Origin of the sequence: Streptomyces sp. NPDC051315, from assembly GCF_044455165.1 — a bacterium.
Taxonomy (GTDB): Bacteria; Actinomycetota; Actinomycetes; order Streptomycetales; family Streptomycetaceae; genus Streptomyces.
In genome coordinates, this window is the sequence record NZ_JBITEN010000007.1 from 36,275 (window position 1) to 59,567 (window position 23,293).

Annotated in this window: 21 protein-coding genes; 7 read left to right on the forward strand and 14 right to left on the reverse strand. The window is 70.8% G+C overall.

The window, feature by feature from the left end; genetic code table 11:
* Positions 1-67: 67 nt before the first annotated feature.
* A complete protein-coding gene (gene fdxA, locus ACIBBD_RS15245) occupies positions 68-388 on the reverse strand; it encodes a ferredoxin (protein ID WP_003998156.1) in 321 nt (106 codons plus the stop codon).
* A 141-nt stretch (positions 389-529) separates the two neighbouring features.
* Between fdxA and ACIBBD_RS15250 the strand changes: the two genes are divergently transcribed.
* A complete protein-coding gene (locus ACIBBD_RS15250; protein ID WP_399419852.1) occupies positions 530-1,588 on the forward strand; it encodes a GNAT family N-acetyltransferase in 1,059 nt (352 codons plus the stop codon).
* Positions 1,585-2,418: a transglutaminase-like domain-containing protein gene (locus ACIBBD_RS15255; protein ID WP_399419853.1), complete on the forward strand. Its 834-nt coding sequence runs from the start codon at positions 1,585-1,587 to the stop codon at positions 2,416-2,418. The genes ACIBBD_RS15250 and ACIBBD_RS15255 overlap by 4 nt, the downstream gene beginning before the upstream one ends.
* A gap of 102 nt (positions 2,419-2,520) precedes the next feature.
* Here the strand turns inward: ACIBBD_RS15255 and ACIBBD_RS15260 are convergent, their stop codons facing one another.
* The 5 genes from ACIBBD_RS15260 to ACIBBD_RS15280 form a co-directional block, all read right to left on the reverse strand.
* Positions 2,521-4,911 (reverse strand): hypothetical protein, encoded by a 2,391-nt coding sequence (locus tag ACIBBD_RS15260; RefSeq protein WP_399419854.1) that lies wholly within the window; start codon positions 4,909-4,911, stop codon positions 2,521-2,523.
* Positions 4,912-5,065: 154 nt separating this feature from the next.
* Positions 5,066-5,476: a DUF6113 family protein gene (locus ACIBBD_RS15265; RefSeq protein ID WP_399419855.1), complete on the reverse strand. Its 411-nt coding sequence runs from the start codon at positions 5,474-5,476 to the stop codon at positions 5,066-5,068.
* On the reverse strand, positions 5,476-6,339 hold the full coding sequence (mshB, locus tag ACIBBD_RS15270; protein WP_399419856.1) for an N-acetyl-1-D-myo-inositol-2-amino-2-deoxy-alpha-D-glucopyranoside deacetylase: 864 nt from the start codon (positions 6,337-6,339) through the stop codon (positions 5,476-5,478). The genes ACIBBD_RS15265 and mshB overlap by 1 nt, the downstream gene beginning before the upstream one ends.
* Before the next feature lie 27 nt (positions 6,340-6,366).
* Positions 6,367-6,660, reverse strand: coding sequence for a hypothetical protein (locus ACIBBD_RS15275; RefSeq protein ID WP_399419857.1), 294 nt, complete (start codon positions 6,658-6,660; stop codon positions 6,367-6,369).
* Positions 6,661-6,777: 117 nt separating this feature from the next.
* Positions 6,778-6,954 (reverse strand): hypothetical protein, encoded by a 177-nt coding sequence (locus ACIBBD_RS15280; protein ID WP_399419858.1) that lies wholly within the window; start codon positions 6,952-6,954, stop codon positions 6,778-6,780.
* Between the two features lie 171 nt (positions 6,955-7,125).
* Here ACIBBD_RS15280 and ACIBBD_RS15285 point away from each other — a divergent pair, with 171 nt between their 5' ends.
* Positions 7,126-7,425, forward strand: coding sequence for an NIPSNAP family protein (locus ACIBBD_RS15285; protein ID WP_399419859.1), 300 nt, complete (start codon positions 7,126-7,128; stop codon positions 7,423-7,425).
* Positions 7,426-7,433: 8 nt separating this feature from the next.
* On the opposite strand, the gene ACIBBD_RS15290 is transcribed toward ACIBBD_RS15285, so the two are convergent.
* Entirely contained in the window at positions 7,434-10,988 is a 3,555-nt protein-coding gene (locus tag ACIBBD_RS15290) for an AAA family ATPase (protein ID WP_399419860.1), read from the reverse strand.
* Between the two features lie 356 nt (positions 10,989-11,344).
* Here ACIBBD_RS15290 and ACIBBD_RS15295 point away from each other — a divergent pair, with 356 nt between their 5' ends.
* The gene (locus tag ACIBBD_RS15295; protein ID WP_399419861.1) at positions 11,345-12,223 is read left to right on the forward strand and encodes a helix-turn-helix domain-containing protein; all 879 of its coding nucleotides are present in this window, start codon (positions 11,345-11,347) and stop codon (positions 12,221-12,223) included.
* The gene (locus tag ACIBBD_RS15300) at positions 12,220-12,429 is read left to right on the forward strand and encodes a DUF397 domain-containing protein (RefSeq protein ID WP_399419862.1); all 210 of its coding nucleotides are present in this window, start codon (positions 12,220-12,222) and stop codon (positions 12,427-12,429) included. Before ACIBBD_RS15295 ends, ACIBBD_RS15300 begins: the two co-directional genes overlap by 4 nt.
* Before the next feature lie 3 nt (positions 12,430-12,432).
* Here ACIBBD_RS15300 and ACIBBD_RS15305 read toward each other — a convergent pair whose 3' ends face one another.
* Positions 12,433-12,720, reverse strand: coding sequence for a methyltransferase (locus ACIBBD_RS15305; protein ID WP_399419863.1), 288 nt, complete (start codon positions 12,718-12,720; stop codon positions 12,433-12,435).
* A gap of 734 nt (positions 12,721-13,454) precedes the next feature.
* Positions 13,455-13,649, reverse strand: a complete 195-nt coding sequence (locus tag ACIBBD_RS15310; RefSeq protein WP_189934182.1) for a hypothetical protein — start codon at positions 13,647-13,649, stop codon at positions 13,455-13,457.
* 177 nt (positions 13,650-13,826) lie between these two features.
* Here ACIBBD_RS15310 and ACIBBD_RS15315 point away from each other — a divergent pair, with 177 nt between their 5' ends.
* Positions 13,827-15,944: a prolyl oligopeptidase family serine peptidase gene (locus tag ACIBBD_RS15315; RefSeq protein ID WP_399419864.1), complete on the forward strand. Its 2,118-nt coding sequence runs from the start codon at positions 13,827-13,829 to the stop codon at positions 15,942-15,944.
* Between the two features lie 129 nt (positions 15,945-16,073).
* On the opposite strand, the gene ACIBBD_RS15320 is transcribed toward ACIBBD_RS15315, so the two are convergent.
* The 5 genes from ACIBBD_RS15320 to ACIBBD_RS15340 are packed head-to-tail and all read right to left on the reverse strand — an operon-like array spanning position 16,074 to position 21,695.
* Positions 16,074-17,126, reverse strand: a complete 1,053-nt coding sequence (locus ACIBBD_RS15320; RefSeq protein ID WP_399419865.1) for an ABC transporter ATP-binding protein — start codon at positions 17,124-17,126, stop codon at positions 16,074-16,076.
* Positions 17,110-18,093 carry an ABC transporter ATP-binding protein gene (locus ACIBBD_RS15325; protein ID WP_399419866.1) on the reverse strand — a complete coding sequence of 328 codons (984 nt, stop codon included), beginning with the start codon at positions 18,091-18,093 and terminating at the stop codon, positions 17,110-17,112. The genes ACIBBD_RS15320 and ACIBBD_RS15325 overlap by 17 nt, the downstream gene beginning before the upstream one ends.
* Positions 18,094-18,100: 7 nt before the next feature.
* Positions 18,101-19,147 (reverse strand): ABC transporter permease, encoded by a 1,047-nt coding sequence (locus ACIBBD_RS15330; protein ID WP_399419867.1) that lies wholly within the window; start codon positions 19,145-19,147, stop codon positions 18,101-18,103.
* Complete coding sequence (locus ACIBBD_RS15335; RefSeq protein ID WP_399419868.1) at positions 19,140-20,063, reverse strand: ABC transporter permease; 924 nt, start codon at positions 20,061-20,063, stop codon at positions 19,140-19,142. The genes ACIBBD_RS15330 and ACIBBD_RS15335 overlap by 8 nt, the downstream gene beginning before the upstream one ends.
* Before the next feature lie 6 nt (positions 20,064-20,069).
* Positions 20,070-21,695 (reverse strand): ABC transporter substrate-binding protein, encoded by a 1,626-nt coding sequence (locus ACIBBD_RS15340; RefSeq protein ID WP_399419869.1) that lies wholly within the window; start codon positions 21,693-21,695, stop codon positions 20,070-20,072.
* Positions 21,696-22,297: 602 nt separating this feature from the next.
* Here ACIBBD_RS15340 and ACIBBD_RS15345 point away from each other — a divergent pair.
* A complete protein-coding gene (locus tag ACIBBD_RS15345) occupies positions 22,298-23,287 on the forward strand; it encodes an ABC transporter permease (RefSeq protein ID WP_399419870.1) in 990 nt (329 codons plus the stop codon).
* The last annotated feature ends 6 nt before the right edge of the window (positions 23,288-23,293 follow it).

Here is a 23,293-nt window from a genome sequence, read left to right on the forward strand (position 1 = left end):
GTGCGGCGATCGAGGCGATCAGGCCGTACGGGACCGAGGCGGCACGATGTGCGGGCCGCTCAGGTGATTACTCGGCCTGCGGCGGCAGGGCGGCGACGAAGGGGTGGTCGCGTTCGATCAGCCCCAGCTTGCTGGCGCCACCGGGCGAGCCGAGCTCGTCGAAGAACTCGACGTTCGCCTTGTAGTAGTCCTTCCACTCCTCCGGCACGTCGTCCTCGTAGAAGATCGCCTCCACCGGGCAGACCGGCTCACAGGCACCACAGTCGACGCATTCGTCCGGGTGGATGTACAAGGACCGGGAGCCCTCGTAGATGCAGTCGACCGGGCACTCCTCGATGCACGCCTTGTCCTTCACGTCGACACAAGGCTGCGCGATGACGTAGGTCACGCTGTCGTTCCTCCTCGATAGGGCGCTGGCGGGCCTCCCACAGGCTCCGCCGCCTGGCGCGCGGGAGCGCGGCGTCGTCGATGCCCGCCCCTAGTATCTCCGTTCTTGGGCACGATCCGAACAGGAGGGGTGAACTGACCTGTGGAAATCTCGGTCGCCGGACGCCTCGAGGTCTGTATCACCACTGCTGACGTGGGCAAACGCGTTTCCGTACGCCGCTTGAGCGAGCCTGGGGTCACAGAGGGAATCTTCACCGACACGGTGGGTGTTCTCACATCATGGAACGCCGGTGTGCTGCTGATCACACGGAAGAGCGGGGAGACCGTCCGGATTGCCGAGTCCTCGCTCGTCGCCGGGAAGGTCGTGCCGGCGGCTCCGGCGCGGCGCCGGGGACCGGCCGCCTCCTACGAGGAGCTCGCCCGGGTCTCCGCGCGGGCCTGGCGGCCGCTGGAGAGCGAGCGGCTCGGCGAGTGGGAACTGCGGGCCGCGGTCCAGCGGGCGCGCGGAGCCGGTCCCTCGGAGGCGGTGCCCGGCCGGCCGGCGGGCTTCACGCGCCGCGCCAACTCCGTGCTCCCCCTCGGCGACCCCGGCCTGCCGCTCGACGAGGCGCTGGACGCCGTACGGCGCTGGTACGGCGAGCGGGGGCTGCCCGCCTACGTGCAGACCGCGACGGGCGCCGAGGGCACCCAGGAGCTGCTCTGCGCCGAGCTGGAGCGGCGCGGGTGGGTGCGGGAGGTGACCGCCGGTCTGTGGATCGGGGCGCTGGCGCCGGTCGCCGACCGGGTGGAGGCTGAGGGGGTGGTCCTCACCCGGGAGGCCGACGAGGCGTGGCTGGCGCGCTACCAGCGCAAGGGGGTGAGCGAGGTGGCTCTGCAGGTGCTGGGGAGCGGGCCCTCGGTGTGGTTCGCGTCCGTGCCCGGCGAGGAGGGGGCCGCTCCGGCCGCCATCGGGCGGTGTGTCGTGGACGGGCGGTGGGCCGGGTTCGCAGCCGTCGAGGTCGACCCGGAGCAGCGCCGGCGGGGCCTGGCGACCACCGTGATGGCCGCGTTGGCGCACCGCGCGCTGGAGGAGGGCGCTTCGGCCGCGTGGCTGCAGGTGGAGGACGACAACGCGGCGGCGAGGGCCCTGTACGGCGGCATGGGTTTCGGGCCGCATCACTCGTACCACCACTACCGGGAACCGGGGGCCGGCGCGCCGTGAACGGGTTCGAGCCGGCCGAGCTGCGGCGGCGGTTCGCCGAGGAGGCGCGCGCCGAGCGTCCCGATCTGGCCGTGCTGTGTCTGCTGGTGGGGGCGGAGGGCGACCGCGGGCTCGACGAGGCCGGTCTGGACGCCGCGCAGGTCGAGCTGGACGACCTGGCGGGGCAGGTGCCGTTCCGGCCCGGCGGGCCGCGGTCGTGGGCGGTCGCGCTGCGGGAGCTGCTGGGTGAGCGGTACGGCTTCCGGGGCTTTGCCGCGGACTATGAGCGGCTGGAGTCGTCCCTGCTGCACCAGGTGCTCCGGCGCCGGCGCGGGCTGCCGATCCTGCTGTCCGTGGTGTGGATCGAGGTCGCCCGGCGGGCGGGGGCGCCGGTGTACGGGGTGGCCCTGCCGGGGCACTTCGTGGTGGGGTTCGGGCCGCCCGGGGAGCAGGTGCTCGTCGATCCCTTCGACGGGGGGCGGATTCTGACGGAGCGGGACGCTGAGCTGCTCGTGGCGGGGGCGACGGGGGCCGCGCTCGAGCCGTCCATGCTGGTGCCGGCGGAGACCCTCGACGTGGTGATGAGGATTCTGAACAACATCCGGGCGTGGGCGGCGGCCCGGCCGGAGCGGTCGGAAGTCGGCCTGGCGGCGGTCGAGTTGTCGTTGCTGCTGCCCTCCCACCCGGCTCGGCTGCGGTACGAGAGGGGCCGGCTCCTGGTGCTGCGGGGGGAGTTCCTGGACGGCGCGGCGGAGATGGAGGAGTACGCCGGGCTGGTGGAGGTGGTGGATCCGGGGCTCGCCGAGCGGGTGCTGAGGGAGGCTCGGGCCGCCCGGGCGATGCTCAACTGACGGCCGCTCCCCACGGCCGGCTTTTCTCCCCCGCTCCCCGCACCGCCCCCGGCAACGACGGAGAGGGCACCCGGGGGTGCCCTCTCCTGTCGGCGCCGTGCGTCAGCTCGGGTCGGTCTCGATCACCGCGACGCGGTCGGTCCTGCTCTTCAGGGCCTGGCGCAGGGCGCCGATCACGTCCTGGACGGTGACGTCCGTCTTCTGGCCGGTGGCGCGGGTGATCTGGACGCCGTCGAAGGTGCCGCCGTACAGCTCGGTGAGGGCCGTCTCGTCGTAGCTGTCGACGAGCTTGCCGTCGACGGCCTTGACCTCGAGGAACTTCCACAGGGAGTTCTGCGGGCTGAAGCGGACGGTGTGCGCCGCGTCGGTCTGGACCGTGACGGTGCCGGACATCGCCGGTTCGGCGAACTCCTTCATGAACCGGTCGACCTCGGCGTCGGAGACCGTCGGCTGCCTGGTGGTCGTCGGGACCTTCACCGGGGTGGCGGTGCCGCTCTCCACCTGTGTGCGGTAGGCGGCCACGACGGCCGTCTCGGCCTTGGTGGCGTCGATGCCCTTGCCCGCCTTGCCGTAGACGGCGACGGCCTTGCCCGGCTTGTAGGTGACCGTGCCGTCGGTGGCCGAGCCGGCCCCGCCCGCGGCGGTCTCCAGGGCGGCCTGGAGCTTCTCCTCGTCGACCGGCATGACCGGCTCGACCTGGCGGTGCTCCCCGAACAGCGAGCCGATCACCGAGACGGGGTTGTAGTCGCTCCTGGCCGCCTGGTCGACCGTGGACTGCATGTCGAACTGCAGGCCCGCCTGGTCCGGCTTGAGGGTGACGGTGTCGCCGTCCACGGACAGCTTCAGCGCCTGGTTCACCCGGGTGTCGAAGGCCTCGTCGAGCTTCTTGACGGCGTCGTCGCGGGTGCCGCCGCCGATGTCGACGCCGAGCACGGTGGTGCCCTTGGGCACGTCGGAGTGGTTCATCAGCAGTCCGGCGCCGTAGGCGCCGGCCGCGGCGACGACGACCACGCCGCCGAGCAGGACCAGCTTGCTGCGGCCCTTCTTCTTCGAGCCGGCCGCGGGAGCGTTCTGCGCGACGGGCCCGGACGCCTTCGGCGGGGTGTGCGGCAGCGGCCCGTCGGGGTGCTCGCCGGGCGCGAACGGTCCGCCGGGACCGGCGCCCTGGCCGGGCGGCGGCACGACCGGGATGCCGCTGGTGACGGTGTGCCCGGAGACGTTGTCATGACGGCCGTAGCCGCCGCCCGCGCCCGGCTGGGGGGCCGGCTTCTGCGGGGTGAGGATCGCGGTGTCGTCGCTGAGACCGCCGCCGGGGAGATGACCGGCTCCGGGACCGCCCTGGACACCGGGGCCACCGGGCCCGCCGGGACCGCCCTGGACACCGGGACCACCGGGACCACCGGGACCACCCGGGGCACCCGGGCCGCCGGGGCCGGTGGGAGCACCGGGCGCCGCGCCGTTCACCGGCGGCACCATCGGGCCGTCGCCGGTGACCGGGCCGCCGGTCGGGCCCGCGGGGCCCTGCGGGCCGCTCCGGCCACCGCGGCCGCCGGGGCCCTCCGGGCCGTTGAAGTCGCTCGGGCCACCGGGACCGCCGGGGGCGCCGCCCTGGCCGTTGGCCCCGGCGAAGCCGTTCTGGCCGCCGCCGTTGTCCGAGAAGTACGGCAGGCCGTCGCGGCGCGGTTCGGCGTCGCTCCCCTGCCCGGGACGGGCACCGCCGCCCAGCGGGCCCGCGGCGAGCGCCTCGGTCACGTCGAAGGAGCCGGTGCCGCCGCCGTGCCCCGGAGCCACGGGACCGCCGGTGGCGCCTGGCAGCCCGGCGCCGTTCGTACCGCCGGGGCGGCCGGCGCCCGGTGCGCTCATGGAGCCGACGACACCGCCGGGCCGCCCGGCACCCGGACGTGCGCCACCCGGCGCACCGCCGCCGGATCCGGCCGGACGCGCGCCCCCCGTGCCTCCGGGGGCACCCGCGGCCGGGCCCGCACCGGCGCCCGCGGCCGAACCGCCCGCCGTCGCGGCACCGTTGGCGGCGCCGCCGCCCTGACCGCCCTTGGCCGGCGCGGACTTGCGCGGCACGAACCAGTCGCTCGGCTTCTCGTCGCCCGCCGGACCCTGCTCGGCGGACGCCTCGACGGGACCCGCGGAGGGCGCGGAACTCCCGCCGCCGGAAGCCGCGGACGCCGCCGCGGCGCCCGCTCCCGTGGCGGAGCCCGGGGCCTGGGCGTCGGCGCCGCCGTCGCCCGCGCCGTCCGCGTCCGTGACGGGTTTGCGCATGACGACCGGCGGAATGGGCCGCGACCCGGGGATGTTGATCCGGATCCGGGTCGTCAGCGTGGTCTCGGTCTTGCGTTCCTCCGGCTGCGCGGACGAACGGCCCGCGTCCGCACCGCCGTCGGACACCATCGGGGTGCCGTAGGGCGGGGTGCCCGAGGGGTATGCGGCTCCGCCGCGCCCGTTGGGTCCGGAGGACGGACTGTCAGTTTCACGACTCAAGGCAGGTTCTCCAGGTTGGCTCCGCCGCCCGCCACGACCTCACGGGCGGCTCGGCGGCGCGCACCACCATACTGGCCACTTCTGGCGCGTATACCGCGACCGCCGCTGAAACCCACACCGGACTCGCACGGTCACGTCATGGCGAAGTAGTACGTCACTTGCCAAGTCGGACGGTGCCGCCGACAGGTTGCCGCCCGGGGCCAAGGGTGGCGCAGATCACAGCCAGGGCCATACCTCCGAGGAGGAAGAGGTAGGAGCCGCCTGCCGCGCCGAACAGGAAGTCGCCCTCGGGGCGGCCGGCGGTGAGCAGGACGACGGTGACCATCCAGCCGACGGCGGGCGCGACCGCCCCGCCCCGGCTGTTCAGGGCGCGCGCCCCGCCGAGGAAGAGGCCGGCGGCGCCCACGAGCGCGAGCACCAGCCCGCCCGGGAACCAGGCCGCCTGGACGAGCGCCCCGGCGAGGGCGGTGACCGCGCCGAGCAGCAGGAGCCCCAGGTGGGCGGCGATCCGTCCGGCGGAGGGGCGGGGGAGCGGCTGGGCGAGCATCGGACCCCGGTCGGACATCACGCCACCTCCTCGACGCCGGCGAACAGGTCGGTCTCCCGCCCCTGAGCGGGCTTCCCGCGGACGAGTTCGTAGTACTCGGTGGTGAAGAGGGGCTGCGCGAGCTCGTTGGAGAGCACGAAGGACCGCCCGTCGGGGGCGACCTCGATCTGGGTGGCGTGCGCGCCCATCGCGGCGGCCTTGGCGGCGGCGTACGCGGTGCCGTCGATCTCGGTGGTGATCCGCTCGTCGTCGACGACGCCGGGGACGTCCGCGACGGTGGCGCTCCTGGTGAAGGGCAGGCCGGGCAGCTCCTGCCGGAGCCGGGCGAAGGCGGCCTCGGCGACGGAGCGCGGGACGCGGTTCCAGTAGACCTTGGGGACGCTCCAGCCGGCGTCCGCGGCCAGCTCCACGGCCCGCGTGGCGACGCGGTGGGCCTGGATGTGGTCGGGGTGGCCGTAGCCGCCGTCGTCGTCGTAGGTGACGAGGACCTGGGGGCGCAGGTCGAGGATCACCTCGGCGAGCGCGGCGGCGGCGGTGTCGACGTCGGCCTGCCAGAAGCAGGCGGGGTCGTCGTTGTCGGGGATGCCCATCATCCCGGAGTCGGCGAAGCGGCCGACTCCGCCCAGCAGCCGGACGTCGCCGACGCCCAGCTCGGCCATGGCGGCGGTCAGCTCACGCAGCCGGTGCTCGCCCAGGGCGGCGCCCGTGAGGTGCCGCAGCTTTGGCGGGATGACCTCACCGCGTTCACCGAGGGTGCAGGTGACCAGGGCCACGTGGGCACCCTCGGCCGCGTACCTGGCCATGGTCGCGCCGTTGTTGATCGACTCGTCGTCCGGGTGCGCGTGCACCAGCAGCAGACGCCGGGAGGGCGGTTCCGTCATGGGGCCAACCCTACGAGGCGGCGCTGGTCACCATGCCACCTCCCTCCCGACGCTCACTCCCGTCGAGTACGTGGGCGATGACGAGCGATTCGCTCGATCCAGTCGATGGCGTCGTTCACGAACGGCCTCGTCGATGGGGCGGCGCTCACCGTCGATCAGGTCGGCATCATGAGCGATCTTGTTGCGACGCCGCGTGATCTCCAGATAACGACTGCGAAAAGCGTCTTCTCGTTCAGCGAAGTACGTCCCCTGGAAGAACGTCGTGTTGATCCACCCGGCGGACAGATACCAGACCTTCTTCTCCGTGACGAGCTTGAGCACCTCCGAAATCTTTCCGGGGCTGGAGGGACTGTGCCGCGAGCTTTTCCCGCAGGTGGTCGACGACAGCCTCGGAAAGGGTGACATCACCTCGCCGCACTGCCTCGACCCTGTGCAGCGTCAATTCGTAGACGCGCAGGTGGCGCGGCATGTCGGGCTGTCCTTGGCCGCGAGCTCGCCGACCCGGCGCAGGACCTTTTCGTGCAGCCAGTGGTCGATGGCTGCGACCGCTTGCACCCAGGCGGCACGGTAGAAGTCGTCGATGTCGATGGTGGGCGATTCGAAGGGGGTCAGCATCCGCCCCGCCTCGCTGCTCGGTGGAAGGTGGCCGAATTCGGCCCTTCGGTTTCCGGATCACGTTCGTACACATGGCGGCCGGTCGGCATCCGCAGCCGGAGGTGACCCGGATCACGCGGGACCGGACACCGACTCGTGGCCCCCGGCCGTTCACTCCGAGAAGATGTCGCCATGCCGAAGACCACACAGTTGCGTACGTACACCGTCCGGGACGGCCTGCTCGACGAGTGGGTGGAGCGCTGGCGGGAGGAGATTGTTCCACTGCGCCTGAAGTTGGGGTTCGCCATCGGAGGGGCCTGGGTGGACCGGGAGCACAACCAGTTCGTCTGGCTGATCGCGTACGAGGGCCCGGAGTCCTTCGCCGAGCGCAACGCGCTGTACTGGTCGTCGCCCGAGCGCGAAGCCATGGGCCTGAACCCGGACGACTACCTTGTCCGCACGGAGGAACGCACGGTCGAGACGGCCTACTGATCACACGGTCAAGCGGGGTCGAGCGGCAGCAGGTGCTGCCGTCGTTCCTCGTGGGTGAGGGTGCGGAAGACCCTTCCCCGGGCGGTCGCTTCCAGCCGGTCGTAGTCCGGCTCCGCCCGCCAGACCCGCGCCGTTCCGTCGGCCGATCCCGTGAGCAGCCGCGTGCCGTCCGAGGACCAGGCCACGGAGGTGACCTTGTCCTGGTGCACACCGACCACGGCGATCTCCTCGAGGGTGGCGGCGGACCAGACCCGTACGGTGCGGTCGTCGGAGCCCGTGGCGATGTGGCGTCCGTCGGGCGACCAGGCGATGGCGCGCAGCCGCCCCTCATGTCCCTTCAGCACCTCGATGCGGCGTCCGGTGGCGATGTCCCAGACAGCGGCGGTCCAGTCGCCGGAAGCGGTGGCGATCCTCGTCTCGTCCGGGGACCAGGCCGCGTCCTCCACGTAGTTGTCGTGGCCGCGGAGCACGGTGAACTGCCGCCCGTCGCCGATGTCCCACAGCCGGCACGTGCGGTCGTCGGAGCAGCTGGCGAGCAGCCGTCCGCTCGGCGACCAGGCCACGCGGCCCACCCAGTCCTGGTGCTCCGTCAGTTTCAGCAGCTCGGTCCCGTCCGACGCGGACAGGACGCGCACGGCGCCGTCGTGGCCACCGGTGGCGATACGGCCGCCGTCCGGGGACCACGCGCACCCCTCGACGACCTCGCCGTGCCGCTCGAACAGCGTGCCGCCACGCCCGTCGGCGACCCGGAACAGGCCGTCGTTGCTGCTGAAGGCGGCCCGCTCTCCCCGCGGAGCCCAGGCCACGGCCCAGGCACGGTCCTCCAACGCGGTCACCGGTCCGGCCGGAACTCCGGTGCCCGCGTCCCACACCCGTACGGTGCCGTCGTCCGAGGCGGTGGCGAACCGGTCGCCGTCGCCGGACCACGCGGCCTGGTTCACCGGACCCCGGTGTCCGTCGGCCAGCACGGCCTCGGCGCCGCGCGGGCGCAGGTCCCACACCATGCCCGTGCTGTCGGTGGAGCTGGTGGCCAGCATGGTCCCGCAGGGCGACCAGGTGACGCCCCACACGGTGTCCGTATGGCCCCGCAGCACGGCCAGGACCTTGGCGTCCTCGGTGCCGACGATGCGCACGGTGCGGTCTGAGGAAGCACTGGCCAGCATCCGCCCGTCCGGCGACCAGGCCAGGTTCCACACGTAGTCGGTGTGTCCTCGCAGCAACATGCGCAGGTCGCCGGTCGTGGCGTCCCAGATGCGGGCGGTGTGGTCCCCTGACCCCGTGGCGATGCGCCGGCCGTCGGGTGACCAGGCCACGCCTTCGACGAAGTCCGAGTGCCCGGTGAGCGTGGTGGCTGCCATACCCGTCGTCAGGTCCCACACGATCGCGGTCTGATCGTGGGAGGCGGACGCGAGACGGTTGCCGTCCGGCGACCAGGCCACACCCCACACGTCGTCGCCGTGCCCGTGGAGTTCGTGCACGAGCCGTCCGGTAGCGGACTCCCAGACCCGGACGATCCGGTCCTTGGAGCTCGCAGCCAAGTGCCGGCCGTCGGGCGACCAGGCCACCTGCCGATTGATGTCCCCGGCCCCGGTGAGCAGCCGGACCGGCTCCCCCGATACGGCGTCCCAGATCCGTACGACACGATCACGGCCGACGGTGGCCACCCTCGTCGAGTCCGGTGACCAGGCCACGGACTCGACCATGACGCCGTCGCTCGGCAGCACCAGCAGGGTGCGACCGGACCGCGCGTCGTAAAGACGGGCCGTGCCGTCCCTGGACGCCGTGGCCAGCGTGCGTCCGTCGGGTGACCAGGCGATGTGCCGGACGGTGTCCGTGTGTCCGTCGAGCCGGGAGCGGAGGTGACTCGCCGCCAGCGCCGCCATCAGCCCGCGCCTGGCGGAGGGCGTGGGCGTGCACTCCCCGAGCGCGGCGAGCGAGAGCAGCAGGGAGCGTTCCGGTTCGCTCTCCGCGCTCAGAAGGACCTGCCTGCCGATGCTGTCGGAGACCCGGCTCAGGAAGGTCAGGTCGCGGCGCTGTGAGGACTCGACGAGCGCGCGGGCGGGTACGGATGCCTGCCCGGATTCCTCCAGCGCCTCCAGCCAGCGCCGGGCCGTCGTGAGGCGTTCCCCGGTGAGGAGATAGTCGTCGCTGCGTCCGGCCCGCTCCCAGTCGGCCGCCCACCGCTCCAGTTCGGCGCGCTCGCGGAGTCGTTCCGCCCGCGCCTCGACCTCCTGCCGCAGCGGGGCCCACTGGCGGAACAGGGCCTCGTGCGTCACCTGCGCACAGGGCTCACTGCCGGCCGTGGAGCCGCTGCCCGTGACGTCGGTGCGCAGCAACCGTGCTTCGACGAAGGCGTCGACGACGTGACGGTCCTGTTCGTCGAGTTCGGACAGCGGTACGTGGCGGCGGGCCACGTCCTGGTCTTCGACGGTGACGAACCTGAGCAGAACGCGGAGGACGGAGTCGATGCCCACACCGGTCCCGAGCCCGGTCACGGTGTTGTCCGCCTGCCGCGCGAGTGCTCCCGGCACCCCGCCGAGCCGCCTGTACAGCTCCTCCGTCACCGTGCCGCCGGGTCCGCAGGCGAAGTACAGCTCCTGGAGGAGGTAGGCGAGCAGCGGCAGCGCGTCGTCCGTCCCCGTCTCGCTCACGATGGAGTCGACCACTCCGGGCTCGAAGTCGAGGCCGACGAGGGACCCGGGCCGCTGCACGACTTCCATCAACTGCACTCTGCCCAATGTGCCGATGGCGACGGGGTGTTGCAGGAGTTCCGCCTGCCCGGTGCCGAGGAGCCTGCCCAGCAGGTCCACCCGGAGAGTGGCCAGTACGCGGACCGCCGGATCCTGTTCCACGCAGGTGCGCAGGGCTTCGAGGAACTGGGCGCGTTCACGCTCCCCCGCCAGGGTGACGACCTCCTCGAACTGGTCGACCACGAGGAGCACCCGTCGGAACCGACCGCCGCGCAGCCGCGACAACTCGGCTCGCAGCGCGCCCGGTCCCTGGCGCAGCCTGCGCAGTACGGCACTCGCCGGTTCCTGCCCGTCGGCAGCGGCCGCCAGCGCACCCGCGAGGGCACCCAGCGGGCTGGGACCGGGGGCGAAGGCCGGTACGACGGTCCAGCGGCGTTCCCGGAGCCGGGGCATCACTCCGGCCCTGACCAGCGAGGACTTTCCGCTTCCGGACGCCCCGACCAGCAGCAGGAACCGATCGGCGGGGTGGGTCGCGGTCGCGTGCAACCTGCGCGTCAGTTCGACGGCCTGCGCCTCCCGGCCGAAGTAGACCGGCGCCTCGTCCTCGTCGAAGGCGTCGAGGCCCGGGTAGGGAACCCGGTCGCGCGGCCATTCGACACGGGGTGGCGCGGGATTCTCCAGCCGGTAGACGACGACCTGCCCGACCACGAGTGCCACGATCAGCAATCCGATGGCCGGAACGGAGAACCTCTGGATCGCCTCCAGCACCCAGGGAGCCTCGTCGGTGCTGGTCGCGTAGTTGGTGGCGATTCCGAGTAAGCAGGCGACGAGCGCCAGCATGATCTGGAGCGCGACCTGTAAACGGTTCCTCATCCGGCACCACTCACGACCGCGTCGCCACCTGCCAGCACCGCTCATCCCCCGATCCACCGGTTGCGAAGCACCGGCATCGCGTCATCCGCCCATGACCATCCTCCGAGGCCGCACTAAGGCGTTCAACGGTGCATACGGGTTTCGGCCAGCAGAGGGAGTGGTCCGGCTCGAAACCTTCAGCAGCGCCGGTTTCCCCGATTACGTCACACCGAGTAGCGGACCCGACCTACCGTGATGAGTGACGGGGCGACTACGAGTGGTAACTGTCGGGACTCTGTCCAGCGTTGTCCGGGCAGGTCGGGGTGCCGGGCACGGGTAGAGCGTCGTTGCCAGGTCGTACGACGGGAGGACGCGGAGTGAGCGTGGACAGTGACGCGGGACGGCTCGGCACGGGCGAGACGGACGAGCCGGGTTGGGAGGTGGACCCGGACGACGAGTGGGGCCTCGCGGTAGTCGCCACGGTGGGAAGGCAGTTGAAGCTGCGGCGCGAAGCCAAGGGGATGCGGGCGGCACAGTTCGCGGAGGCCGTCGGCTACGGCGAGGACATGATCTACAAGATCGAGGGCGGAAAGCGGATCCCCCGACCGGAGTTCCTGGACAGGGCGGACGAGTTGCTGGGGGCGGGCGGGTTGCTCTCGGCTATGAAGGAGGACGTGCGCAAGGTCCAGTATCCGAAGAAGGTTCGGGACCTGGCAGAGCTGGAGGCGAAGGCCGTAGAACTGCTCTCGTACGGCAACCACAACTTGCACGGTCTGTTGCAGACCGAGGAGTACGCACGCGCGTTGCTGCGCACCCGACGGCCGGTCAGTCTGGAAGACCAGCTGGAGCAGGCAGTGGCGGCGCGCATGGCCCGCAAGTCGATCTACGAACGTTCCCCCGCGCCTGAACTCAGCTTCGTCCTGGAAGAGACCACGCTGAGGCGCCCAGTCGGAGGCAGGATGGTGTGGAGCAGGCAGCTCGAACACCTTCTGGAAATGGCCAAGTTGCGGAATGTCGAAGTTCAGGTGATGCCTACGGACCGCTGGGACCACCCTGGCACGGGAGGACGCATCCAGGTGCTGAAGTTCGGAGACGGTACGGCAGTTGGGCGTATGGACGACGAGTTCAACGGTCGCCCCGTCCACGATCCGAGGCAGCTCCGGATCCTCGAACTGCGCTATGGCATCATCCGGGCCGAGGCTCTGACCGCACGAGAGTCACTGGCCTTCATCGAGCAACTGGTGGGAGAAACATGATCGGCAAGGCCTCCAACGAAGACGTGTCCGGGTTGGCATGGTTCAAGAGCAGCTACAGCGACAGCAGCAACCCGAGCGACTGCGTCGAGGTCGCCGCCAGTCCCGGCACTGTCCACGTCCGCGACTCCAAGCGCGCCGCCGGCCCTCGCCTCCAGCTCTCACCGAAGGCTTGGGCCGACTTCGTGCCGTACGCGTCCGCAGGCTGACGCCTACTCGACCTCAGCCTCGGGTACGTCGACCTCGCCGCCCAGGGAGCGGGCGATGGCCGTGAACTCGATCAGCGCCGACTGGAGGTCGCGGACGATCTCCTCGGCGATCTCCTCGGGTGAGAGTCCGCTGTCGGCGTCGTCGAGGGCGGGGTCCTTCATCCACGTGATGTCGAGGTTGACCTTGTCGCGGGCGATCAGGTCCTCGTAGCTGAACTTCTTGAACGGCCCGTTCTCGTCCTCGGACTCGACGCGGGACGACGGGGCTCGCCGGGCCCGGTAGGCGGCCACGAAGTCGTCGAGATGGGCGGGGGTCAGCGGGCGCTGCTTGGAGGGCAGCGCGGAAGGTGGGGGTGTCCGGTTCCTCGTCGGCCCGCTTCATCCACGCGGCGATGGTCTCGGGGCGGTGGAAGGCGAAGACCTCGCGGGAGCGGGCGTCGGGGTCGCCACGGTTCAGGAAGTACGTCTCCGTGCCCGTGCTGACGTACCGGAACGCGAAGGGCTCCTCCCGGCGCCACACGGCCGTCGCGTGCTCCTTGAGCACCCCGGCCGCATACCGCTCGTTCTGGGCGAGGGCCCCGGCGAGCGCGGTTCCCTCCCGCTTGGCCTCGATGACGCCGCCGATTTTCCCGTCGACGTAGATGACGCACGCCGGCCCGCGTGAGCGCGTTGAGGCGGTCGAACTGGCTGGTGCCTTCGACCCGTGTGCCGGTCCGGGTGACGAACTGCTCGCCAACACCTCGCCGAACTGCCCCGCGCTCACATAGGCGGCGTTCGGTTTGGTCAGGACGGTGAGCTCCGCCTGCGAGCCGTGGATGGCCAGGAGAGGCTGGTACGCGTGGAGACGCCCGGAGTCGGGCGAGGCCTTCGCCGGCTTCCGCAGTCGGTCGTCAGCGTCGAGTCCGTTCACGCGCCCCCGCTCCAGCCCCGCACTCGCCCCGGATCCGACGGGCTTATGGATCCGGATGCGGGGAAGTCGTGGGGCTCCGGTCAACCGCCCACCGGAGCCCACGGGCCGGCACGCGTCAGAACTTGATACTGCCGATCATGCTCGCCACGCTCGTCGTCAGATCGCTGATCGTGGGCGCGACCGTCGAGGAGGCGAGGTAGAAGCCGAGCAGGATGCAGACAACCGCGTGACCGCCCTTCAGCCCTGACTTCTTGATCAACAAGAAGACGATGATCGCCAGCAGCACCACCGCCGAAATCGAGAGTGCCACGGCGGCTCACCTCCAAGAACCCGGGTACGTGGGGGAAACAGAGCGAGGGAACTTGTAAATCCATACAACTGCCAGCAGGTTCATACCCACTCAGCGCTAGTGATCATAACTATGAGTACGTGCGCATCGAGTGGCGCACAGCCGCACAAGGGGGCGCATGGCCAATATGGTCGGGGGATGACGACCGAGTCCGACTCCTTCCCCCGGCGGCACGCCCGCACCCAGCGCTTCACGCTCGGCGCGCCGCGTTCGTTCACGGTGGCCCCCGACGGCTCCCGTGTCGTGTTCCTGCGCTCGCACTCCGGCACGGACCGGGCGGGCGCGCTGTGGGTGCTCGATCCGGCGGACGGCCGGGAGCGCGTGGCCGCCGACCCGCGCGCCCTCCTGGGCGGCGCCTCGGAGGACCTCTCGCCCGAGGAGCGGGCGCGCCGTGAACGCAGTCGCGAGGGCGGGGCGGGGATCGTCGGCTACGCCACCGACGATGCGGTCGAGTTGGCGTCCTTTGCCTTGTCAGGGCGGCTTTTCACGGCGGAGTTGCGGGCCGGCACGGCACGCGGGATCTCCGTCCCCGGGCCGGTGATCGACCCCCGGCCCTCGCCGGACGGACGGCTCGTCGCGTACGTCGCGCGGGGCGCGCTGCGGGTCGTGGGCGCCGAGGGCGAGGGCGATGTGGCGCTGGCCGAGCCGGAGTCGGAGTCGGTTTCCTATGGATTGGCCGAGTTCATCGCGGCCGAGGAGATGGGGCGTTCGCGGGGCTTCTGGTGGGCTCCGGAGTCCGACCGGCTGCTGGTGGCGCGGGTGGACGACACGCCGGTGGAGCGGTGGTGGATCTCGGATCCGGCCCAGCCGAAACGTGACCCACAACACGTCCGGTATCCGGTGGCCGGGACGGCCAACGCGGAGGTCCGGCTCTTCCTGATCGGCCTGGACGGGGTGCGCACTGAGGTCGTCTGGGATCGGGCGCGTTACCCGTATCTGGCGCGAGTGCACTGGTCAGGGGCGGGGGCGCCACTGCTGCTCGTACAGGCGCGCGACCAGCGCAGTCAGTTGTTCCTGGCGGTGGACACCGACTCCGGGGTGACCCGGATGGTGCACGCGGACGAAGATCGGATTTGGCTTGATCTTTTCCCTGGAGTGCCGTGCTGGAGCCCCTCGGGACACCTGGTCCGGATCGCCGACGAGGGCGGAGCGCGGGTTCTCGCGGTCGGCGACAGGCCGCTGACCGGAGGGCAGTTGCACGTGCGGGCCGTGCTGGACGTGACGGCCGACGACGTGCTGGTCTCGGCGTCGGCCGGCGAGGGCGCGGAGCAGCCGGAAGTCGGCGAGGTGCATGTCTACCGCGTCAACGAGCTCGGCGTCGAGCGCCTTTCCCGGGAGCCCGGGGTGCACTCGGCGGTGCGCTCCGGCGGGGTGACCGTGCTGGTGTCGGCGGTGCCGGACCGGCCGGGGAGCCAGGTGCGGGTGATGCGGGACGGGAAGCCGACGGTGACTGTCCGTTCATATGCGGAAGATCCCGGTCTGTCCCCCCGCGTGAAGCTCACCCAGGGGGGCGCACGCCGTATCCCGTGCGCCGTGCTTATGCCTACGGACTACCCCGGTGACACCTCGCTGCCGGTGCTCCTCGACCCCTACGGGGGGCCGCACGGGCCGCGGGTGCTCGCCGCCCACAACGCGCATCTGACCTCGCAGTGGTTCGCCGACCAGGGCTTCGCGGTGGTCGTCGCCGACGGCCGGGGCACGCCGGGCCGCTCCCCCGGCTGGGAGAAGGCGATCCACCACGACCTCACGGTCGCCCTCGACGACCAGATCGAGGCGCTCCAGGACTTGGCGAGGAACCACCCCCTGGACCTGTCCCGGGTGGCGATCCGCGGCTGGTCCTTCGGCGGCTACCTGGCGGCCCTGGCGGTGCTGCGCCGCCCCGACGTCTTCCACGCGGCCATCGCGGGCGCCCCGGTGACGGACTGGCGGCTGTACGACACCCACTACACGGAGCGGTACCTCGGCGACCCGACGACGGCTGCGGACACGTACGCGAGGAACTCGCTCGTCACGGACGGGGGGCTCTCCTCCCCCGCCGAGCCCCACCGTCCGCTGATGATCGTGCACGGTCTGGCCGACGACAACGTGGTCGTGGCGCACGCCCTGCGGCTGTCCTCCGCACTACTGGCCGCCGGCCGCCCGCACGAGGTGCTGCCGCTGTCCGGGGTCACGCACATGACCCCGCAGGAGCAGGTCGCGGAGAACCTGCTGCTGCTCCAGGTGGACTTCCTCAGGCGCGCTCTCCGCCTGGACTGAGGCCCGAGAAGGGCAACGGGCCGGGATGACATGGCGCATCCCGGCCCGTTCACGGCACCCGCACGGCCGTACGCTGTTCAGCCTGACGCGTCCGTATATCGGAATCGGGTCAGCCAAGTTGCCTGCATGTTAACGCGGTTGCTGCACAAATGTGCTGCTCTGCGCCGCCTCGGACGCGAAGTGGCACGCCGAGTCGTGGGCCGCCGGGCCGCCCGGGTGGCGGAGCTCCGCGGGGACCGCGAGGACCGGGACCTCCAGGGCGCAGCGCTCCCGCGCCTTCCAGCAGCGGGTGCGGAAGCGGCACCCGGAGGGGACGTCGGTCGGTGAGGGCACGTCGCCCGAGAGGATGATCCGCTCCCGGCGTTCCCGCGCCCCCGGGTCGGGCACGGGCACCGCGGACAGCAGCGCCTGGGTGTAGGGGTGCGTGGGGTGGTCGTAGATCTCGGTGTCGCTGCCCATCTCCACGATCCGTCCGAGGTACATCACCGCGACCCGGTCGGAGACGTGCCGCACGATCGACAGGTCGTGCGCGATGAAGAGGTACGACAGCTCGAACTCGCTCTGCAGCCGGTCGAGGAGGTTCATGACCTGGGCCTGGACCGAGACGTCCAGCGCGGACACCGGCTCGTCGGCGACGATCACCTCGGGGCGCAGCGCGAGCCCGCGGGCGATGCCGATGCGCTGGCGCTGGCCTCCGGAGAACTGGTGCGGATAGCGGTTGATGTGCTCGGGGTTGAGGCCGACGACGTCCAGCAGGTCCTGGACCTTCCGGCGCCGGTCGCCCTTCGGGGCCACCTCCGGGTGGATCTCGTACGGCTCCCCCACGATGTCGCCGACCGTCATCCGGGGGTTGAGGGAGGTGTACGGATCCTGGAAGACCATTTGGATGTTGCGGCGGACCGCCTTGAGGGCCTTTCCCGACAGCCCGGTGACGTCCTCGCCCCGGTAGCGGATCCGGCCCGCCGTCGGCTTCTCCAGGTGGACCAGCATCTTCGCGACCGTGGACTTGCCGCAGCCCGACTCCCCCACGATGCCCAGGGTTTCGCCCCGGCGGAGGATGAAGTCGACGCCGTCGACGGCCTTCACCGCGCCGGTCTGCTTCCTGAGGAGGACGCCCCGGGTGAGCGGGTAGTGCTTGACGAGGCCGCTGACCTCCAGGATCGGCTCAGCCGTGGTGGCCATGCAGGCACTCCCTCCAGAAGTGGCAGGCGCTGCCCCGGTCCTCGTCCACCTCGTACCGGGGCGGCACGTCGGTGCGGCACACGTCCCGGGCCGTCGGGCAGCGCGGGTGGAAGGGGCAGCCCGGCGGGATGTCCGTCAGGCTGGGCGGCAGGCCCCTGATGGCGTAGAGCTCCCGTCCCTTGTGGTCCAGGCGCGGGACGGAGTCGAGCAGACCGCGGGTGTACGGGTGGGCGGGCGCCTTGTAGAGGTCGTGGACCGGGGCCGACTCCACGACCCGGCCCGCGTACATCACGGCGATGCGGTCGGCGACGTCGGCGACCACGCCCAGGTCGTGGGTGATGAGGATCAGGGCCATGTGGTACTCGCGCTGCAACTCCGCGAGCAGGTCCATGACCTGGGCCTGGACGGTGACGTCCAGGGCGGTGGTCGGTTCGTCGGCGATGATGAGCGCGGGTTCCAGGGCCATCGCCATCGCGATCATGATGCGCTGGCGCATGCCGCCGGAGAACTGGTGCGGGTAGTCCCTGACCCGCTCCCTCGCGGCCGGGATGCGCACCCGGTCCATCAGCTCGACGGCACGGGCCCGCGCGTCCTTCTTCGACAGGCCCCGGTGGACGACGAACATCTCGGCGAGCTGGTCACCCACGCAGAGGACGGGGTTGAGGGAGGACAGCGCGTCCTGGAAGATCATCGCCATCTCGGCGCCCCGGACCCTGCGGCGCTCCTCCTCCCTGAGCTTCAGCAGGTCCCGGCCCCGGAAGAGGACCTCGCCGGCGGTGATCCGCCCCGGCGGCATGTCGAGGATGCCCATGACCGCCTGGGCGGTGACGGACTTGCCGGAGCCGGACTCGCCGAGCACGGCGAGGGTCTCGCCGGCGTCGACGCCGTAGGTGACGCCGTTGACGGCCCTGGCGATGCCGTCGCGGGTGCGGAACTCCACGTGCAGATCGCGTACTTCGAGCAGCATGCGGCCGTCACCTCAGCTTCGGGTCGAGGGCGTCGCGCACCGCGTCGCCGAGCATGATGAACGCGAGCACGGTGACCGCCAGCGCGCCGGAGGGCCACAGCAGGGCGTGCGGGGCGTTGCGGATGTAGGGCGAGGCGGCGGAGATGTCGATGCCCCAGGAGACGGTCGGCGGCTTCAGGCCGACGCCGAGGTAGGACAGGGTCGCCTCCAGGGCGATGTACGTGCCGAGCGCGATGGTCGCCACGACGATCACCGGGGCGACGGCGTTGGGCGCGATGTGCCGCAGCAGCAGGCGGGAGGGGGAGGCGCCCAGGGCGCGGGCGGCCTGGACGTAGTCGTTCCGCTGGACGGTGATGACCGAGCCCCGGGCGATGCGGGAGATCTGGGGCCAGCCGAGCAGCACCATGAACCCGATGACCGGCCAGACCGTATTGCTGGTCACGACCGAGAGGAGGACCAGACCGCCGAGGACGACCGGGATCGCGAAGAAGACGTCGGTGATCCGGGACAGGATCGCGTCCCCCACCCCGCCGAAGAACCCGGCGAGTCCGCCGAGGACGCTGCCGAGGACGGCGACGCCGAGCGTGGCCAGGACGCCGACCGTGACGGAGGTGCGCGCGCCGTGGACGGTGCGGGTGTAGACGTCGCAGCCCTGGCCGTCGAAGCCGAAGGGGTGGCCGGGCCGGGAGCCCTCCTGGGCCCTGGCGAGGTCGCACTTCAGGGGGGAGCCGGGGGCGATGGCCGAGGGCCACAGGGAGACGAAGACCAGGAAGAGGATGACCAGCGCGGAGACGATGAAGACCGGGTTGCGGCGCAGGTCCCGCCAGGCGTCGGACCACAGGGAGCGCGCCCGTCCGTCGGCGGCGGCCGGCGGGACCGGCGCGAGGGGGCCGGTGCCGTCCGGCCCTCCCGGGGCCCGTCCGGCCGAGGCGGCCTCGCGCGCCGGTGCCCGCCGCTGCTCCAGCGTCGCCCCCTCGGTCGCCGCCAAATCCATCGCGCCGCCCATGCCGGTCGCGGCGACGACGCCCTCGGGCTCGTACGGCTGTTCAGGCATAGCGGATCCTCGGGTCGAGTACGGCGTAGAGGAGGTCGACGAGCAGGTTCGCCACCAGGAAGACCAGGACGAGGACCGTCACGAAGCCGACGACGGTCTGGGTGTTCTGGCGGAGGATGCCCTGGTAGAGCTGGAAGCCGACGCCGTGGATGTTGAAGATGCGCTCGGTGACGATCGCGCCGCCCATCAGCGCGCCGATGTCGGTGCCGATGAAGGTGACGACGGGGATGAGGGAGTTGCGCAGCAGGTGCCGGGTGACGACCCGGTGCCGGGGCAGGCCCTTGGCGATCGCGGTGCGGACGTAGTCGGACCGTTTGTTCTCCGCGATGGAGGTGCGGGTCAGCCGGGTGACGTAGGCCAGGGAGACCGAGGCCAGCACCAGGCCCGGGACGATCAGCTCGCCGAAGCCGGCCTCGGAGGACACCGACGGTCTGATCCACCCCCACTCGACGCCGAGCAGCAGCTGGAGCAGCAGGCCGGTGACGAAGGTCGGGACGGAGATCACGACGAGGGTGACCAGCAGGACACCGGTGTCCACGGGCCGGCCCCGGCGCAGGCCGGTGACGACGCCGAGGGTGACGCCGACGACGATCTCGAGAAGGATCGCCACGATCGTCAGCCGGATGGTGACCGGGAACGCCGTCGCCATCAGCTCGGTGACCGGCTGGCCGTTGAACGCCGTACCGAAGTCACCGGTGAAGACGTTCCCCATGTAGGTCAGGTACTGCTGCCAGACCGGCTGGTCGAGGCCGAACTCCTTCCGCAGCCGGGCGGCGGTGGCCTGGTCGCACTCCCGGTCGCCGCACAGCCCCGCGACGGGGTCGCCCATCACGTTCACCATCAGGAAGATCAGCAGGGTGGCGCCGACGAACACCGGGATCATCTGGAGCAGGCGCCGGATCACATACCGCCCCATGGCGGGTCAGCTGACCTTGATCTCGTCGTAGACGGGGACGGAGAACGGGTTGAGCCGTACGCCGGACAGCCGCTCGGAGTAGCCGGCGCTGCCGTTCTGGTACCAGAGCGGGATGGCGGCCATGTGGTCGCGGACGATCGCCTCGGCCTGCTGGAACTTCTCGACGGCCGTGGCGGCGTCGCTCGCGGCGTTGGCCTCGTCGACCAGTCGGTCGAACTCCTTGTTGGACCACTTGCCGTCGTTGGAGGAGGCGTTCGTGTAGTAGAGCGGCTGGACGAAGTTCTGGATGAGGGGGTAGTCCATCTGCCAGCCGGCGCGGAAGGGGCCTGTCATCTTCCGGTCGCCGATCTGGCCGCGGAAGTCGGCGAAGGTGCCGACGGGGTTGCCGACGCAGGCCCTGTCGTTGCCGAGGGCGTTGTTGATGGAGTTGCAGACCGCGTCGACCCACTGCCGGTGGGAGCCGGTGTCCGCGTTGTATGTGATCTTGACCTGGCCGCCGGGCAGCCCGCCGCCCTCCTCGATGAGCCGCCTGGCCTCGGCGGGGTCGTAGACGCAGGCGTCCCCGCACAGACCCTTCTTGTAGCCGCCGTCCTCGCCGAGCACCGGGGAGGCCCAGTCGGTGGCGGGGGTGCGGGTGTCGTGGAAGATCGTCCGGGTGATCTGCTCGCGGTTGATCGCGCGGGACAGGCCGGCGCGGACCTTCCGGGCGCCCGCCGTGTTCCACCGCTTGTCGTAGTGGGGGAAGGCGAGCGTCTGGATGATGCCGGCCGGGGTGTTGAGGTAGCGGTCGCCGAGGTCGTTCGCGACGTTCTTGAGCTGGGAGGCGGGCACGTCGTCGAGGAGGTCGAGGTTGCCGGCCATCAGGTCGGTGTAGGCGGTGTTGTTGTCGGTGTAGACCTTCAGGGTCACCCCGTCGTTCGCCGGCTTGTCCGGGCCGGGGTACTCCTCCCAGGTCCTCAGCTCCATCTGCGAGCCCTTGGTGTAGGACTCGATCATGTACGGGCCGTTGCCGACGGGTTTCCGCAGCCAGCCGGCGTGGTCGGTGAAGAAGGCCCGGGGCAGCGGGGCGAAGGCGGGGTAGCCGAGGGTGTCGGGGAACGTCGAGAACTTCTGCCGGAGCCGGACGGTGAAGGTCCGCTCGTCGACGACCCTCAGTCCGGAGAGGGTCTCGGCGCTCTGCTTGCCGCCGTCATCCGGGTGGGTCTCGGTGTAGCCCTCGATGTACGCGAAGAAGTAGGCGTTCTTCTGGTTGTTCCTCAGGCTCGCGCCGTAGTTCCAGGCGTCGACGAAGGACTTCGCCGTCACTTTCTCGCCATTGCTGAACGTCCAGCCGTCCTTGACGGTGATCGTGAAGTTCCGCGAGTCCGAGGTCTCGATCCGCTCGGCGAGCATGTTCTCGGCCCGGCCGGTCCGCGGGTCGTACCTCTTCAGACTCCGGAAGATCATGTCGAGGACCTTGCCGCCCTGCACCTCGTTGGTGTTGGCGGGCTCCAGCGGGTTCTGCGGGTCTGACCAGGACGAGCTGAGCACGGCACCGGTACCGCCGGCCTCGGCTCCTGCCCCGCAGGCCGTCGCCGTGAACGTCAGCGCCACCGCGCATGCGGCCCACCGGGCGTGCGTGGCTCCACGCATGGATGCCTCCTCATTGACCGCGCCTTTACCTGAGCGCCGTGCCGTCGGTGCCAAGGTCCTGATCCGTATCGATCCAGATCGATCCACTACCGGCCAATATCAGCGCTAAAGGTGCATACCGCACACGCACCGCGCCCGTCGGGCGCCCGTTGGAGGGACGCCCGAAAATCCTCCCTCGCGACAACAGGCGCCCGCCAAAGGGTCGAAAAGGATCTTCTGCGCAGGTCACAATGGATCTCCGCCGGAGGACGCAACGGATCATCGGGATCCGATGCCGAACCGTTGGATTGTGACCACAAGATGTACGCATTTCGACACCCAGGCGTCCGGATATCGAACTCGTTGTCCGCTTCGCCCGATTGGCCCGAATGCGGACACGGAACGATTACGGCGCGCTACACGCGTAGCTACGGAATGGTCAAGACGAGGTAAAGAAGGTAAAGAGAAGACCAAGGCAGACCAGAATTTATTGACCTTGAACGAATTGCGTTGAAAAAGTCCCGCGTAGCCCGTAGGGGAGTGCCCTGCGGAGTCATCAGACCCTCCCTTGGGCCAGGAGCACCATGACCCCCCCAACTCCATCAGCGGCTGCCCCGCTTGAGGTGACCGACGAGAGCGTCGAGAAGTCGACCACTTCTGACGCCCCGAAGGCCAACGAGAGCCGCTCCCCCGGGCAGCTGGCCTGGCGCCGGTTCAAACGGGACCGCACGGGCGTCATATCGGCGTGCATCGTGATCTTCTTCTTCGTGATCGCACTGTGTGCCCCGCTGATCGCCAAGCTCTACGGCAAGGACCCGTACACCACGTACGGGCTGAACACGCCGGGGCTGCTCGGTGACAACAGCTACCCGGTCCTGCCCAACGGCGGCATCAGCAGCGAGTTCTGGTTCGGCATCGAACCCGGGCTCGGCCGGGACGTCTTCACCTTCCTGCTCTACGCGATCCGCAACTCGCTGCTGATCTCGGCGGCGATCACCCTGCTGGTGGTGATCATCGGCGTCATCGTCGGTGTGACCGCCGGCTACATCGGCGGCAAGACGGACTGGTTCATCGGCCGGGTGATCGACATCCTGCTGGCCTTCCCCTCGCAGCTGTTCTTCGTGGCCTTCACCCCCGTCGTGCTCGCGCTGTTCGTCTCCCCCGAGGAGAACACGCCGGTCTGGCTCACGGTGGCCTGCCTCATCGGCCTGCTCACCCTCTTCGGCTGGGCCTCCATCGCGCGACTGCTGCGCGGTCAGGTCCTGGCCCTGCGCGAGCGGGAGTTCGTCGAGGCCGCCAAGGTCACGGGCGCCTCACCGGCGCGCATCATCTTCAAGGAACTGCTGCCCAACCTCTGGACGCCGATCCTGATCCAGGCGACCCTCAACCTGCCGTTGATGGTCACCACGGAAGCGGGTCTCGCCTTCCTCGGAGTGGGTATCCAGGACCCCACTCCCGACTGGGGCGTCATGATCGGGCGAGCCGCCCAGGTCTACCAGGAGGACATCACCTACCTGCTCTTCCCGGGCCTGTCCATGGTGATCTTCGTCCTGGCCTTCAACCTGCTCGGTGACTCGGTACGCGACGCCCTCGACCCGAAGACCAAGCGCTGACTCCGG

What these genes read in the sequence shown, in the direction of transcription:
- ACIBBD_RS15290 (WP_399419860.1), bottom strand. Translation starts at nt 10,988, where the DNA reads ATGAGGAACCGTTTACAGGTCGCGCTCCAGATCATGCTGGCGCTCGTC.
- ACIBBD_RS15300 (WP_399419862.1), top strand. Translation starts at nt 12,220, where the DNA reads ATGATCGGCAAGGCCTCCAACGAAGACGTGTCCGGGTTGGCATGGTTC.
- ACIBBD_RS15320 (WP_399419865.1), bottom strand. Translation starts at nt 17,126, where the DNA reads ATGGCCACCACGGCTGAGCCGATCCTGGAGGTCAGCGGCCTCGTCAAG.
- ACIBBD_RS15265 (WP_399419855.1), bottom strand. Translation starts at nt 5,476, where the DNA reads ATGTCCGACCGGGGTCCGATGCTCGCCCAGCCGCTCCCCCGCCCCTCC.
- ACIBBD_RS15325 (WP_399419866.1), bottom strand. Translation starts at nt 18,093, where the DNA reads ATGCTGCTCGAAGTACGCGATCTGCACGTGGAGTTCCGCACCCGCGAC.
- ACIBBD_RS15315 (WP_399419864.1), top strand. Translation starts at nt 13,827, where the DNA reads ATGACGACCGAGTCCGACTCCTTCCCCCGGCGGCACGCCCGCACCCAG.
- ACIBBD_RS15340 (WP_399419869.1), bottom strand. Translation starts at nt 21,695, where the DNA reads ATGCGTGGAGCCACGCACGCCCGGTGGGCCGCATGCGCGGTGGCGCTG.
- ACIBBD_RS15285 (WP_399419859.1), top strand. Translation starts at nt 7,126, where the DNA reads ATGCCGAAGACCACACAGTTGCGTACGTACACCGTCCGGGACGGCCTG.
- ACIBBD_RS15335 (WP_399419868.1), bottom strand. Translation starts at nt 20,063, where the DNA reads ATGGGGCGGTATGTGATCCGGCGCCTGCTCCAGATGATCCCGGTGTTC.
- ACIBBD_RS15280 (WP_399419858.1), bottom strand. Translation starts at nt 6,954, where the DNA reads ATGCTGACCCCCTTCGAATCGCCCACCATCGACATCGACGACTTCTAC.
- mshB (WP_399419856.1), bottom strand. Translation starts at nt 6,339, where the DNA reads ATGACGGAACCGCCCTCCCGGCGTCTGCTGCTGGTGCACGCGCACCCG.
- ACIBBD_RS15330 (WP_399419867.1), bottom strand. Translation starts at nt 19,147, where the DNA reads ATGCCTGAACAGCCGTACGAGCCCGAGGGCGTCGTCGCCGCGACCGGC.